Annotated in this window: 13 protein-coding genes and 1 tRNA gene; 12 read left to right on the top strand and 2 right to left on the bottom strand. The window is 45.0% G+C overall.

Going from position 1 to position 14,082, the window contains the following annotated elements; all coding sequences use genetic code 11:
* The 10 genes from ACSQ2E_RS16490 (at position 1) to ACSQ2E_RS16445 (ending at position 10,960) form a co-directional block, all read left to right on the top strand.
* A tRNA-Gly gene (locus tag ACSQ2E_RS16490) sits at positions 1-74 on the top strand.
* A 476-nt stretch (positions 75-550) separates the two neighbouring features.
* Entirely contained in the window at positions 551-1,447 is an 897-nt protein-coding gene (locus ACSQ2E_RS16485; RefSeq protein ID WP_435994599.1) for a carbohydrate ABC transporter permease, read from the top strand.
* Positions 1,447-2,274 carry a carbohydrate ABC transporter permease gene (locus ACSQ2E_RS16480; protein WP_435992273.1) on the top strand — a complete coding sequence of 276 codons (828 nt, stop codon included), beginning with the start codon at positions 1,447-1,449 and terminating at the stop codon, positions 2,272-2,274. The genes ACSQ2E_RS16485 and ACSQ2E_RS16480 overlap by 1 nt, the downstream gene beginning before the upstream one ends.
* Positions 2,275-2,356: 82 nt before the next feature.
* Positions 2,357-3,634, top strand: coding sequence for an ABC transporter substrate-binding protein (locus tag ACSQ2E_RS16475; protein ID WP_435992271.1), 1,278 nt, complete (start codon positions 2,357-2,359; stop codon positions 3,632-3,634).
* Between the two features lie 142 nt (positions 3,635-3,776).
* Positions 3,777-5,552 (top strand): cache domain-containing sensor histidine kinase, encoded by a 1,776-nt coding sequence (locus ACSQ2E_RS16470; protein ID WP_435992269.1) that lies wholly within the window; start codon positions 3,777-3,779, stop codon positions 5,550-5,552.
* Between the two features lie 16 nt (positions 5,553-5,568).
* Positions 5,569-7,137, top strand: coding sequence for a response regulator transcription factor (locus ACSQ2E_RS16465; RefSeq protein ID WP_435992267.1), 1,569 nt, complete (start codon positions 5,569-5,571; stop codon positions 7,135-7,137).
* 15 nt (positions 7,138-7,152) lie between these two features.
* Positions 7,153-7,878, top strand: a complete 726-nt coding sequence (locus ACSQ2E_RS16460) for a ThuA domain-containing protein (RefSeq protein WP_435992265.1) — start codon at positions 7,153-7,155, stop codon at positions 7,876-7,878.
* Positions 7,879-7,897: 19 nt separating this feature from the next.
* Complete coding sequence (locus tag ACSQ2E_RS16455; protein WP_435992263.1) at positions 7,898-8,923, top strand: Gfo/Idh/MocA family protein; 1,026 nt, start codon at positions 7,898-7,900, stop codon at positions 8,921-8,923.
* Between the two features lie 15 nt (positions 8,924-8,938).
* The gene (locus ACSQ2E_RS16450; protein WP_435992261.1) at positions 8,939-9,979 is read left to right on the top strand and encodes a Gfo/Idh/MocA family protein; all 1,041 of its coding nucleotides are present in this window, start codon (positions 8,939-8,941) and stop codon (positions 9,977-9,979) included.
* Between the two features lie 12 nt (positions 9,980-9,991).
* The gene (locus tag ACSQ2E_RS16445; RefSeq protein ID WP_435992259.1) at positions 9,992-10,960 is read left to right on the top strand and encodes a sugar phosphate isomerase/epimerase family protein; all 969 of its coding nucleotides are present in this window, start codon (positions 9,992-9,994) and stop codon (positions 10,958-10,960) included.
* Between the two features lie 112 nt (positions 10,961-11,072).
* Here ACSQ2E_RS16445 and ACSQ2E_RS16440 read toward each other — a convergent pair whose 3' ends face one another.
* A complete protein-coding gene (locus ACSQ2E_RS16440; RefSeq protein WP_435992257.1) occupies positions 11,073-11,234 on the bottom strand; it encodes a hypothetical protein in 162 nt (53 codons plus the stop codon).
* The gene (locus ACSQ2E_RS16435) at positions 11,215-11,886 is read right to left on the bottom strand and encodes a B3/B4 domain-containing protein (protein WP_435992255.1); all 672 of its coding nucleotides are present in this window, start codon (positions 11,884-11,886) and stop codon (positions 11,215-11,217) included. Before ACSQ2E_RS16435 ends, ACSQ2E_RS16440 begins: the two co-directional genes overlap by 20 nt.
* Before the next feature lie 100 nt (positions 11,887-11,986).
* Between ACSQ2E_RS16435 and queG the strand changes: the two genes are divergently transcribed.
* Complete coding sequence (gene queG / locus ACSQ2E_RS16430) at positions 11,987-13,126, top strand: tRNA epoxyqueuosine(34) reductase QueG (RefSeq protein ID WP_435992253.1); 1,140 nt, start codon at positions 11,987-11,989, stop codon at positions 13,124-13,126.
* Positions 13,127-13,211: 85 nt separating this feature from the next.
* The gene (locus ACSQ2E_RS16425) at positions 13,212-14,081 is read left to right on the top strand and encodes an amidase domain-containing protein (RefSeq protein ID WP_435994598.1); all 870 of its coding nucleotides are present in this window, start codon (positions 13,212-13,214) and stop codon (positions 14,079-14,081) included.
* Position 14,082: the final 1 nt, after the last annotated feature.

Below are 14,082 nucleotides of genomic sequence, written 5' to 3'. Positions count from 1 at the left end.
GCGGGTGTAGTTTAGTGGTAAAACCTCAGCCTTCCAAGCTGATGATGAGGGTTCGATTCCCTTCACCCGCTCCAACTTACATACGACAGACTTTCTCTTCATGAGGAAGTCTTTTTTAATGTTTAATTATGAAAAAACGTTTAACCAGCATCATTTTTACCGTTATGGACGTTTATCTGATCGACTTCACTATATTTATTCTCGATCAAAGCCAATTTATTTTCAAAACTGGACCACTTATTTTCAATTCCACGATTTTATTTTCAAAAACACCACTTTTATTTTCAATTCCAGCATTTTATTTTCAAAAAGCCGATTCACCGCCCACTCATTCCCCAAACAGAACCACAAAGGAATCCAACCTTTTCATTTACCCACCACCCATCAAAACAAACCCCATCTAGTCAAAATATTGCACCTTCTTCGTCAATTGAGTTCCCCTTTTTGAGAAAGCGCTACCATTATAATATAAGAAAGCGATTACACAGTTAGGGTGGTGATACGGGTGGAACCAAAGATTCAGACTGGACCAGTAAGCCCAGATGTACAAATGAAGGCAGTGACGAAGAAAAGGTTCAAGTATAAGAGCTTGCTGACGTACGCTGCCTTTGTAGGACCGGCACTTTTATTTTTCTTAGTGATTCAGATTCTTCCATTCTTAATGGGGGTGTATTATTCCTTTACCTCATGGAATGGTGTCAGTTCGGTTGTTGAGTGGGTAGGATTTGATAATTATAAGAAGATTTTCACGGACGATAAGACGTTTTTCAATTCATTCATGTTCACGACGAAGTTTATGTTTGCGGCAGTGATCATCAGTAACTTGATAGGATTCGGATTTGCTCTTTTACTGAATGCAGCGTTGAAGACCCGAAATATCTTGAGGACGGTATTTTTTATCCCGAACGTCATTGGTGGATTATTACTCGGGTTCATATGGCAGTTCATCTTTGTCAAGGGATTCGCGTCACTTGGGAATATGACGGATATTGGATTCTTTAAGATGCCATGGCTTGGTGATGAGAAGACGGCTTTCTGGGGTATTGTCATCGTATTTGCATGGCAGATCTCAGGGTATATGATGGTCATTTATGTAGCGGCATTGCAAGGGGTCGACAATTCTCTTCTTGAAGCAGCGAAGATAGATGGTGCATCGAGCTGGACGCTCCTGACGAAGATCATCATTCCATTGATTTTACCGGCATTCACGATTTGTTTCTTCCTGACGATTTCGATGGCCTTTAAAATATTCGATTTGAATATCTCGCTGACAGGCGGTGGGCCGTTCAATTCTACACAATCCGTTGCGATCAATATTTATCAGGAAGCTTTCCAGAATAACCGTTATGGACTTGGAACGGCGAAATCGATTCTGTTCTTTGTGGTAGTGGCTGTGTTTACGACAGTCCAGGTGATGGTGACGAAGAAGAAGGAGGTTGAGGCATAATGGGCAATCGTTATACGAAGAGAACATTTGTATTAGAGATTATCGGGATTGTGATCGGGCTCATTTTCCTTGTCCCTTTTTACTTCGTATTGATCAACTCGGTGAAACCGTTCGCTGCAATTCTGATTGATGCGGCGGCATGGCCGGAAGAATTTGTGTTTTCCAACTATGCAAAAGTGTGGGAAATCATCAATTTCCCCCGGGCTTTCTGGAATTCACTGGTCATCACGGTTTTCAGTAACCTCGGTTTAGTGATCATCAGTTCCATGGCAGCATGGAAGATGGTTCGTACACCTGGGAAGTTCAGTAAAATCCTATTTGTCATCTTTGTATCCGCCATGGTGATCCCGTTCCAGACGGTGATGATCCCTTTGATGAAAGTTGGGGGGACGTTGGGACTGACAAATAGCATTCCTGGTCTCATTATCATGTACTTTGGGTTCGGAGTGCCACTTTCCCTATTCTTATTTCACGGATTTGTGAAAACCGTCCCGATTGAAATCGAGGAATCAGCGATGATAGACGGCTGCAGTCAGTTTGGCGTATTTTGGAGAATCGTCTTCCCATTACTGAAGCCGATTACGGTTACTGTGATCATTTTGAACACATTATGGATCTGGAATGATTACCTGCTTCCACTCCTTGTTTTACAGGATGCGGAACTGAGGACAATCCCACTTGCAGCCAGTTCGTTCTTTGCACAGTATACGAAGCAATGGGATATGGGACTTGCAGCATTGGTGCTTGGAATCACACCGATCATCATCTTCTTCCTATTTTTACAGAAGCATATCATAAAAGGGATTGCTTCAGGTTCGATCAAGTAGATATAAAGTTTCTGTCGAGATGGTCTATCATTGATACAGAAATTTATATAAAATATTTTATATCAGGGAGGTCAATCCATTTATGAAACGTATTTTATTACTGTGTATGTCTTTGGTTTTAGTATTTGGAATCATTGCAGGTTGTTCTTCTAAAGACAAAACTAGCAGCTCAGGCGGAGATTCGGGTTCAGGTGAGGATGTCGTAACGCTGAATTTCTTCCAGTTCAAGGTTGAAATTGCCGATCAGCTGCAAGAAATGATCAAAGAATTCGAAGCGGAGCATCCGAACATTAAGGTCAAGCTTGAAACCGTTGGTGGAGGTGCCGATTACGGAGCTGCCCTTAAAGCGAAATTTGCTTCAGGTGAAGAGCCGGATATTTTCAACAATGGCGGATTCAAAGAGTTAGAGCTTTGGAAAGAGAAGCTTGCGGATCTTTCTGGTGAACCATGGGTAGAGCATGTCCTTCCGATCGGGAAAGTTCCGATGACGGATGAGGACGGTAAGCTTTATGGTATGCCAGTTAACTTGGAAGGGTATGGTTTTGTTTACAACAAAGATTTATTTGAAAAAGCAGGCATCACTGAGCCTCCTAAAACGATTGATGAGTTGAAAGACGCTGCGAAGAAGCTCGAAGCGAAGAAAATCACTCCTTTCTCAGCGGGTTACGGTGAGTGGTGGGTAATCGGGCAGCATTTACTGAACATTCCATTTGCACAACAGGAAGATCCGGATAAGTTCATCGCGGGACTTTATGACGGTTCTGAGAAAATTGTAGGTAACGAAAAGTTTAAACAGTTCAAAGAAGTATTGGACACTGAGCTTAAATATGCCAATGATAATCCTTTAACGACGGATTATAATACACAGGTTACGTTGTTTGCTTCTGGTGAAACGGCGATGCTTCAGCAAGGGAACTGGACTGAGAACATGATCACGGAGATCAACCCTGATATCAATATGGGCTTCCTTCCGATTCCAATCAGCAATGACGATAATGCAGATCGCCTTCCTGTCGGTGTGCCGAATAACTGGGTATTGAATAAGAACTCTAAACATCTTGAAGAAGCGAAAACATTCTTGGAGTGGATGGTTTCTTCTGAAACAGGTAAGCGTTATATCACAGAAGAATTTGCGTTCATCCCTGCTTTCGACAATATCGAGCCGAATGGTCTTGGTGACTTAGGTCAATCCATCCTTGACTACTCTAAGGATGAGAAGACGATCCCTTGGACTTGGTTCAAATGGCCGGATGGAGCGAACAAAGAATTTGCTGCAACCATCCAGGAATATGCAGCCGGAAAAATTGATTATGATACGGTACTTGAGAGATTCCAGCAAACATGGGATAACTTGAAGTAAACACAATAATGGAAAGCATGTCTACTTAAGGCATGCTTTCTATTTTATAAGTTTAGTAGGAATATTTCGAAAAAACACTTCCAAGAGCGGGGAATAACACTTTATACTAGTGTATAAGTGAGACCTGGGAGGTCCGTCCCTCATGTTAAAGACAAGCATTCGGAATAAGTTGATTGCGCTGTTGATGATTACGACGATTGTGCCGTTTGGCAGTTCGATCATTATTACATATTTGTATACGAAGGATTCGATAGAGGAGCAGGTGGTGAAGGAGAGCAGTAATCTCCTTTATCAGGGGAAGGTGAACTTGGAGAGCTATATCAATGAGCTCAACGGGTTATCGCTATCCCTCTATAATAATCCCGATTTCATTAATTTCATGAGGTCACCGGGTAAGGAGAATAATTACCTGACGATCGGCATCGTGAAGAATATTGTGCAAACGATTCTCTACACAGGGGACACGATCAACGGAGTACGCATTTCCTTTGCCGACGGTGACCGTGTTATTTCGGCAACAAAGCGTTCCACCGTTGTGTTTTCCAATAGAATAAAAGATTCACAGTGGGAATACTTCAGAAAAGCAGAGCGAAGCCCGTACAATATGTACATTGAACCCACCTTTAGCCAGGAAGAAGAGAATATTAACCGTTCGAAGGAAATCATCACGATCCACCGGGTATTCCGCAATGTACCTGGTGATGAGGTGCTGGCGTATATATCCCTGGATATTTCACCTGATAAAATCATCGATTTGAGCAGGAATCTCTATAATCCAGAATCAGAGGAATTTTATTTATTATCTTCAGAAGGGGAAATGATTTACAGCTCGGATCGCGACGTATCAGATGATGGAAACAATCAGGAATGGATCAGAAGGATCATGGAGTCAAAGGATGTTTCAGGGACCCTTGAGTGGAAGGAAGATAGGTTCAACGGAGTGATGATGTACGATCAGCTTCCAGCTTCTGCGGGCGGATGGTTCCTTGTGAAGAGGGTATCTTATGGCAACCTGTATGAAAGTGCCTTTAGTGTGGCGAAGATCAATATCTTGTTCGGGGTTATTGGATTGACCCTCGTTGTGCTGGCGACTCTGTTTGTTTCCTTTAAAATCACCTCACCAATCCGGATACTGCTCTCAAATATCCAGGAGGTGGAAAAAGGGAATATGAAGGTGCAGGCGGAATCATTCGGCTTTGATGAAATCGGGATCCTTGGAAATCGGTTTCAGCAGATGATCGAGCGGATCAATCATTTAATCAACAGGGAATATAAGCTGGAGCTTGAAAACAAAACGAATCAATTAAAGGTTCTGCAGTCGCAGATCAATCCCCATTTTCTCTACAATGCCCTGCAGTCCATCGGAACGATTGCGCTTAAGAACAAGGTTCCGCAAATATACTCCCTGATCACCCATTTATCTAAAATTATGAGGTATGGGATGAATATGGAAGAGGATGTGGTTCCTTTAAGCAAGGAAATCAACTATACGAACGCATATCTCCTTTTACAAAAGGAGCGGTTTGGCGAAAACCTGGAGTACAGTGTCGATATGGACGAAGGGGTGAAGGAGGTTCTCGTTCCGAAAATGATCCTGCAGCCCCTTATAGAAAACTACTTCAAGCACGGGTTCGACATCCGTGATGGAGTGGGGAGGATTGATCTTGTCTGCTTTCAGGATGGGGCAGAACTGGTGATGGTCGTCCGGGACAATGGAGCAGGGGTGACAGAAGACAGGCTCAGGGAAATAGAAGAGCACTTCAAAGCAGATGCATGGAATAAAACCGGTGAAGAAACCAACATCGGGCTGAAGAATGTTTATGTAAGGTTGAAGCTTTACTATGACCACAAGGCCACTCTGCTACTTGAGAATCATGAAGATGGAGGCTTTATGGTCACCATGAGGCTGCCATTATGAATGGAGGGTGAAGCAAATGAAGGCAATCATCATTGACGACGAAAAGCATGTGCGTGAAGGGTTACTTTTGTTGGCTGAATGGGATAAGCATGGCATCCACACCATCCTCGAGGCGGAAGATGGAGACGAAGCCATCGAATTGATCATAAAGCACAGGCCCGAGATCATCTTCACGGATATGCGGATGCCGAAGAGGGACGGCATCACCCTGTTAAAGTGGCTTCATGCCTCTGATCTGACAAGCAAGACCATCGTCGTAAGCGGATATGATGACTTTGAATATATGAGAAACGCAATCCATTATAAGAGTTTCGATTACATTCTGAAACCGATTGAACCGGATGTGCTGAATGACACGCTGGATAAAGCGGTGAAGGAGTGGAATGAGCAGGCACGCTCCAGAAAATCTCAAGTAGAGGAAAACCGGGTCATGAATGAAGTGAAACCCCTTTACTGGGATCGGTTCTTCTCATCTCTTTGTTCGAAAGAAGGCATTACAAAAGAGATGGCAGAAAAAGTTGAAAAAGAGTTCGGTGTGTCCATCGAAAAGCTGCATAAGACTGTTGCACTCCTGCCGATCAAGCCGATCGTGATGAAGTCTTTTCAGGGAGACAGGGATCTTGCCTTTTTTACCATCATCAATATTTGCAATGAGCTTTTACGGAAGCAGAACGATGGGGTTTGTTTCCGGAATAGCAACAAAGAAGAAGAACTTGTTATTCTCTTCTGGAATCATAAGCATGTATCGTACTTACTGGAGGAAATCCACTCATTGATCTATCAATATGGCAGGGTTTCCCCGGTCATGGCTCTTGGTAGTAAGTCGAGAAAGGTGAAGGAAGCTTATGAATCCGCTCTTGAAGTGTATTCCAGGCACCCCCTGCTTGCCCAGAAAAAGTTCGTCACCCATCAGGATGTGAAGGCAGGGGCCCATCTCCATTTACTGGATCACTCCAATGAATTGAAGTGGGCGATTCGTTCCGGAAGCAGGGAACAAGTCCAGTCCCAGCTGGAAGGGATCTTTTCCAAATTAGAAAACAGTCATATTCTTTCACTCGAGCAGATTCAGGTGTGGGAGGATCAGTTTGAGATTCTGCGGAATAATTGGTTGAAAGAATACGAGATCAGGCGTCAGGAAGCATTTTACCGGGGCACGGATTACTGGAGGGAAGATGGCTCGTTTTCGTTCAGGAAATTTAAAGAGGAAAAGACGAAAGAGTTTATCGAACTCATTCAGACGCTGACTCAGGCTAAATATCAAAAGGAAAAAAACAATATGCAATATATTGAGGAATATCTGCAGCAGCATTATCAGGAGGATATCAATCTTCAGAACATTGCCGACAGGTTCTACTTAAGCAGGGAATACATTTCCCGTAAGTTTAAGCAGGATTATGGTGCGACCATCACAGATTATGTCACGAATATCCGGATGGAAAAGGCAAAGAAGCTCCTTGAGAATCCTTACTTGAAGATTTATGAAGTGGCCTATGGTGTAGGGTATGGAAATGAAAAATATTTCAGTAAAGTATTCAAGAAACATGCCGGCCTCACACCAAATGAATACCGGCATACACAAACTTAATTTGGAGGTTTTACAATGATAAACGTAACAGTATGGAATGAAAATCGTCATGAACAAAAGAATCCTAAAGTGAGAGAAGTGTATCCTGAAGGAATTCATGGTGCCATTGCCTCTTTCCTCGGAGAAGCGTCCTACAATGTGAAAACAGCTACATTGGATGAAGGTGATCACGGATTGACGGAAGATGTACTGGAAGCGACGGATGTATTGGTCTGGTGGGGACATATCGCCCATGAAGAAGTGAAGGATGATGTGGTAGAACGTGTGAAACAGCGGGTTCTTGACGGAATGGGCTTGATCGTCCTTCATTCAGGTCATTTTTCTAAAATTTTCAAAACCTTGATGGGGACATCCTGTGACCTTAAGTGGCGTGAAGCGGATGAGAAGGAACGAATCTGGATTGTCGACCCGAGCCATCCGATCACAGCCGGTTTAGGGGAGTATTTCGAGCTTGAAAAAGAAGAAATGTATGGAGAGCATTTTGACATACCGGCTCCTGATCAGCTTGTGATGGTCAGTTGGTTCGAGGGTGGAGAAGTGTTCAGAAGCGGGTGTACGTATCAGCGTGGGAACGGAAAAGTATTTTACTTCCGTCCGGGACATGAAACCTATCCAACTTATTACAATGAAAATGTCCAAAAGGTCATCGTCAATGCAGTGAAATGGGCAGCACCTGTGGATCATGCAAGACCTGTATATGGTAATGCAAAACCGCTCGAAGAAATCAAAGGATCAAATTGATAATAGAGGAGGAAAAATCATGAATACATTAAAAATCGGGGTTATCGGATGTGGAAGTATCGCTCGGCACCGTCACCTTCCGGAATATGCTAATAATCCAAACGTTGAAGTAGTCGCAGTGTGTGACATCGTCGAGGAACGGGCATGGAAAATCACTGATGCTGTCGGAGCTAAAGCTTATACCAATTATAAAGAACTGCTGGCAAACGCTGATGTGGAAGCAGTGAGCGTATGTACACCGAACTACCTGCATGCACCGATTTCCATCGATGCCCTGAACGCAGGAAAGCATGTACTATGTGAAAAGCCGATGGCGACTTCAAGTGAAGAAGCAGAAAGCATGATCGAGGCCGCTGCTAAAAACGGTAAAAAGCTGATGATCGCTCACAACCAGCGTTTTGTCCCTTCGCATCAAAAGGCGAAGCAGCTCATTGAAAACGGGGAAGTGGGCAAAATCTACAGCTTCCGTTCTGCATTCGGCCACGGCGGTCCAGAAGGTTGGAGTGCTGACGGGAAGAACAGTTGGTTTTTTAAAAAGGATGAAGCGTTCATCGGTGCCATGGGTGACCTTGGTGTTCATAAAACGGATCTTCTTCGTTACATTCTAGGGGAAGAATTTTCCGAAGTCGGTGCCTTTGTGGAAACAAGCGCAAAGGAAAATGCTGATGTGGATGATACAGCAGTATGCGTATTGAAAACGGAAAGCGGTACAATCGGTACCCTTGCAGCAAGCTGGTCTTATGTGTCAAAAGAAGACAACTCGACAATCATATATGGGGAGAAAGCGATTCTCCGTTTAGAAGATGATCCGGTCAACTCCCTTATCGTGCAATACTCGAGCGGGGAAGTAGTGAAGTATGAGCTTGGGGGCATTCAAACGAATGACGAGGGAGGACAATCGAATTCCCGCGTGATCGATCAATTTGTACACAGCATCCTCCACGATGCAGAGCCTCCCGTACCGGGTGAAGAAGGAAAGAAATCACTTGAGGTTGTCTTGGCTGCTCTTGAATCAAGTGAAACAAAACGAATTGTAAAGCTATAAAGGGGAATGCGAGCGATGACCAAACTTCGGATGGGAGTGATCGGCGTCGGAGGTATCGCCCAGACGCGTCACATCCCTACTTTTATTAAACTATCAGATTCAGTATCTATTGAAGCAATCAGTGATATCAATCCAGTCACGGCTCAAACCGTGGCAGAAACCTTTAACATCCCACACGTATTCAGTGATTATCGGGATATGTTCGGGCATGTGGATGCCGTAACGGTCTGTACTCCGAATAAATTTCATGCGGAAATCACGATTGCCGCCCTCGAAGCGGGTCTTCACGTGTTTTGCGAGAAACCGATGGCCATGACTCCTGAGGAATGTGAAAGAATGATCGCTGCCGCTGAAGAATCAGGGAAGGTTCTGGCAATCGCCTATCATTATCGTTTCATGAAGGACTCACGTGCGGCGAAGCGGGTGATCATGGAAGATGAAATCGGAGAACCGATGGTCGCGAGGGCAAGAGCGATCCGTCGACGCAAAGTACCGGGCTGGGGAGTGTTTACCAATAAGGAGCTTCAAGGCGGCGGCAGCCTGATCGATTACGGATGTCACTTCCTCGATCTATCCCTGTGGCTTCTCGGAAATCCGGCACCTGTTGAAGTGACGGGGACGACCTATAACAAACTTAGTAGAATGCCTGATCAAGTGAATCAATGGGGAGATTTTGATAAAGAGAGCTTCGAAGTCGATGACCACGTGACCGCTTATATCAGATTCGATAACGGTGCATCCATGCTTTTTGAAACGTCCTGGTCCGCAAACGTGAAGAGTGATGAAGAAAGCATGAGCATCTCAGGGGAAACGGGAGGAATCGATCTATTCCCGTTCCAGATGAACCAGATGAAACATGGCATGCTCCTGAATAGTGACGCGGATTGGGTTCCCGGTGAAGATGATCCGAGTTTTCCACAAGCCCGGAACTTTATCAACAGCTGTCTCGGTTTAGAGGAATTGGTTGTGAAACCAAAGGAAGCCAAGCAGGTGTCCCAAATCATAGATGCCATTTATAGAAGCAGTGAAACCGGACAGAGCATCACATTGAAATAGGAGGAAGTATAAATGAAACTAGGCGTATTTACCGTATTATTTTCACAAAAAAATCTTGATGAAATGCTTGATTATGTAAAAGAAGCCGGTCTTCACGGGGTGGAAATCGGTACGGGAGGATATCCCGGAAATGCCCATTGTGACCTGGACGCCCTTTTAGAAAGCGAAGAAAAGAGAAACGAGTATTTAGAGAAAGTGACGTCTAGAGGGCTTGAGATCAGTGCCTTCAGTTGTCATGGAAATCCGATCTCACCTGATGCTGCCTTTGCGGAAGAATCCCATGTAGCGCTTCAGAAAACGATCAAGCTTGCCGGGTTGATGAACGTACCTGTCGTGAACTGCTTCTCCGGAACAGCAGGTGACCATGAAGGAGCCAAGCACCCGAACTGGCCTGTCTCCCCCTGGCCAAATGAATACGGGGATATCTTGAAATGGCAGTGGGAAGAAAAGTTGATTCCGTATTGGAAAGACATCGGGAAGCTGGCAGCGGATCATAACGTGAAGATCGGTCTCGAACTGCACGGAGGTTTCCTTGTACATACTCCGTATACCTTATTGAAGCTTCGTGAAGAAACATGCGATGCGATCGGAGCCAACCTGGACCCAAGTCATCTTTGGTGGCAGGGGATCGATCCGGTTGCAGCCATCAAGATCCTTGGAAAAGAAAATGCGATCCATCATTTCCACGCGAAGGACACATACATCGACCAGGACAACGTCAATATGTACGGTCTGACAGATATGCAGCCATACGGCAGCATCCAGACAAGGGCGTGGTCCTTCCGTTCAGTAGGCTGTGGACACAGCTTGCAGGAATGGTCGGATATGATGAGTGCCCTGCGCACATTCGGGTATGATTATGTCGTCAGCATCGAGCATGAAGATCCGATCATGTCGATTGAAGAAGGATTCGGCCGTGCCGTGAAGAATCTGAAATCGATTTTGATTGAAGAACAGCCGTCGGATATGTGGTGGGTGTAGGTTTTTTGAAGGGAGAGGGTCCATTGGGCTCTCTTTTTTTTGAGGCGTAAGTGTGATTGTCTCGAGTAGGTGTTTCGGGTTTGCATTTATTGTTAATTGGCTGGATTATTTGTTAAAATGGCCGGATTTTCACAAAAATGGCCGGATACAACGTAATTTCGGCTGGATTAACGGCAAAAACGGCCGGATTATGGTGAATTTCGGCCGGATTCGGATTGACCCCGGCCACAGTCAAAATTAGGTTGGAGAATCCACTATCCACCAACCACTTCAAACGACCCTTCCCCACCATGAATCCCGATGAACATATCCATCAATGACTTCGTCAGTTTCCCGCTTTCTTCATTAGAAAGGGAAGGCTTAAGGAAGATGATCTGCACGGCATTTTTGGTTTCTTCGCCGACAGGGGCGCGGTCGGAATCGACGAATGGACTGCCGAAGGGTCCGTCCCCGTCACAGGCGACGATGAGGTTTTCCAGGGAGTTTTCCCGGCCGTTGAGACCTGTGTAGGTTTGTCCTGTTTCCCCGACTTTTAACTCGAGGTGATTCCCCTTGAGCCCCGCACAGTCGTAGATACCGATCGGCACTTCGTATTGAAGGGAGAAGAAGTTATTGAGATCGATGGCAGAATTAATGGTAGTCAGATAGTTTTGTTTTTTGACACGGCGGAAAAGGGCCTCGGCTGAATGTCGGTAACGGTTCGGATCTTTTCCTGTACTTTTGAAAATTCCCCTCCATGTGGCTATCCCTTCCAGTTCAGTCACGCTCTTATCATGAAGATCAAAGAAGATCGATTCCTGAAACAGCTGAAGTCTGCCTTTCAGCATTTGAGGAGAAGCGCCGACTTCGATATGATGGTATTGAATGAATCCGACTTTGAAATCGGGGATTTTACTGGTTATGGATGAATCAATTGTGATTTCCACTTATTTTCCCTCCACATTTGTTTTAAAATAGTTTATCATAATACACGTTGCTATTTCACGAATGCTTATTTTAAAAAAATTCAGAAAGGAGGCAGGGGCAATGGATATAGATCAATTAAAGCAGGATATCATTCGGTACAGTAAGGAGATTGGAATAGATAAGATTGGATTCACCACCGCCGGTACGTTCTCTGAGATGAAGAACCGGCTCCTTCGTCAGGAGATGCTCGGGTATCAATCCGGGTTTGAGGAGAAGGATATTGAGAAGCGGGTCGATCCTTCCTTGATATTTGATCAACCGAAATCGATCATCGCGATTGCCCTTGCCTATCCTTCCAAGATGAAAAATGCCCCCCAAAGCAAGAGGGGGGAGAGACGGGGGATATTCTGCAGGGCATCATGGGGGACGGATTATCACCATGTGCTCAGGGATCGTCTTTCTAGACTTGAAGAGTATATTGTCTCCAGAGTCCCACAGGCGCGTTTCAAATCCATGGTGGATACGGGGGAACTCGTGGACCGGGCCGTCGCGGAGCGTGCAGGGATTGGCTGGAGCGGAAAAAACTGTTCGATCATTACACCTGAATTCGGTTCTTATGTGTATTTGGGGGAGATGGTGACAAACCTGCCATTTGCACCGGATACACCGATGGAAGACCAGTGCGGGACATGTAATAAATGTGTGGACGTATGCCCGACAGGGGCCCTCATTGAAGGCGGGCAGCTGGATTCCCAGAAATGCATTGCGTTTTTAACCCAAACGAAGGGGTTTCTTGCGGATGAGTACCGTGTTAAGCTTGGCAATCGTCTGTACGGTTGTGACACCTGTCAAACCGTTTGTCCGGAAAATAAAGGGATGGACTTTCATTTTCATGAAGAGATGGAGCCGGATCCTGAAATCGCAAAGCCACTCTTAAAGCCCCTATTAACCATCAGTAACCGTGAGTTCAAAGAGAAATACGGTCATGTATCGGGTTCTTGGAGAGGAAAGAAGCCCATTCAGCGAAATGCCATCATTGCTCTTGCTCACTTTAAAGATGTTACGGCCGTAGATGACCTTATCCATGTGATGGAAAAAGATGTGAGGCCCGTCATGCGGGGAACCTCCGCATGGGCCCTGGGGAAAATCGGCGGAGAAACAGCGGAAAAAGCACTCCTCATGCAGCAAGCGGTTGAAACGGATGAAGAAGTCATAGATGAAATACAAAAAGGTCTTAACCTAATACGCCACAAAGGATAAACTCATCAATTCTCCTCGAGTTTATCCTTTTTTGTTTTGAATGGTTTGAGTGGAGCATATCAATTAGTGAGGAGGGGAGACGATGATTCGAAAGCTGTTAATGGAAAAAGTCCATCATGTAATCGAAGAATATACTTCTCGCAGTCAATCAGATTACGAGAGTGACAAAGTGAGAAGGAAAAAAACATCTTGTCAGGAGCGCCACGCAGAAATCGTGAAGGTGGATGCAACCGGAAAGGTCCTCCGTATTACACAAGAAAGCAATGAGACTCAAACCATTTTATATGATGTTCATTATAAATATCTCATCAAGCAGGGCGACCTGCTCTATTTGGAAGAGGAAGTAGAGAATCGAAGGGCGGTCTTCTACAATGATAAAATGTATGAAGATGGAGAAATCCAGATTCAACGTGAAGAGGGTGTGGAAGAAGACGAGAGCGTCGCTACTGAAGAAGAAAGAGTGACGTACAGGTATGACCGACTAAGTGCCGTTCAATATGCAGAGCGGTGGTGGAACAGCTATAACCCGGCATTCAAGAAGTTCGAGAATGATTGCACGAACTATATTTCGCAATGCCTTCATGCAGGGGATGCTCCCATGCGTGGGTATCCCACCAAGGGAAAGGGCTGGTGGATGCGGAATCAGAACTGGAGTTACAGCTGGACGGTGGCGAATTCCTTGAGGTGGTATATCCCTAATTCGACGATCGGTCTTCGCGGGAAGCTTGTAGATGATCCGAAAGAATTAAAGCTTGGGGATGTGATCTGCTACGACTTTGAAGGGGACGGACGTTTTGATCATACGACTATCGTTACTGGGAATGATGCCGGGGGAGAGCCCCTCGTGAATGCCCATACCTTCAATAGCCGGATGAGATATTGGAAATATGAAGATTCCACTGCCTATACACCTAATATCAAATATCGTTTTTTTACGATTGTAGATGACCGTTAAG

Source organism: Rossellomorea sp. LjRoot5, from assembly GCF_964253455.1.
In the GTDB taxonomy this organism is placed as follows: Bacteria; Bacillota; Bacilli; order Bacillales; family Bacillaceae_B; genus Rossellomorea.
This window is presented reverse-complemented; position numbering and strand designations above follow the sequence as displayed.

Coding starts and splice junctions, on each gene's coding strand:
- ACSQ2E_RS16485 (WP_435994599.1), top strand. CDS start 551: ATGAAGGCAGTGACGAAGAAAAGGTTCAAGTATAAGAGCTTGCTGACG.
- ACSQ2E_RS16480 (WP_435992273.1), top strand. CDS start 1,447: ATGGGCAATCGTTATACGAAGAGAACATTTGTATTAGAGATTATCGGG.
- ACSQ2E_RS16475 (WP_435992271.1), top strand. CDS start 2,357: ATGAAACGTATTTTATTACTGTGTATGTCTTTGGTTTTAGTATTTGGA.
- ACSQ2E_RS16470 (WP_435992269.1), top strand. CDS start 3,777: ATGTTAAAGACAAGCATTCGGAATAAGTTGATTGCGCTGTTGATGATT.
- ACSQ2E_RS16465 (WP_435992267.1), top strand. CDS start 5,569: ATGAAGGCAATCATCATTGACGACGAAAAGCATGTGCGTGAAGGGTTA.
- ACSQ2E_RS16460 (WP_435992265.1), top strand. CDS start 7,153: ATGATAAACGTAACAGTATGGAATGAAAATCGTCATGAACAAAAGAAT.
- ACSQ2E_RS16455 (WP_435992263.1), top strand. CDS start 7,898: ATGAATACATTAAAAATCGGGGTTATCGGATGTGGAAGTATCGCTCGG.
- ACSQ2E_RS16450 (WP_435992261.1), top strand. CDS start 8,939: ATGACCAAACTTCGGATGGGAGTGATCGGCGTCGGAGGTATCGCCCAG.
- ACSQ2E_RS16445 (WP_435992259.1), top strand. CDS start 9,992: ATGAAACTAGGCGTATTTACCGTATTATTTTCACAAAAAAATCTTGAT.
- queG (WP_435992253.1), top strand. CDS start 11,987: ATGGATATAGATCAATTAAAGCAGGATATCATTCGGTACAGTAAGGAG.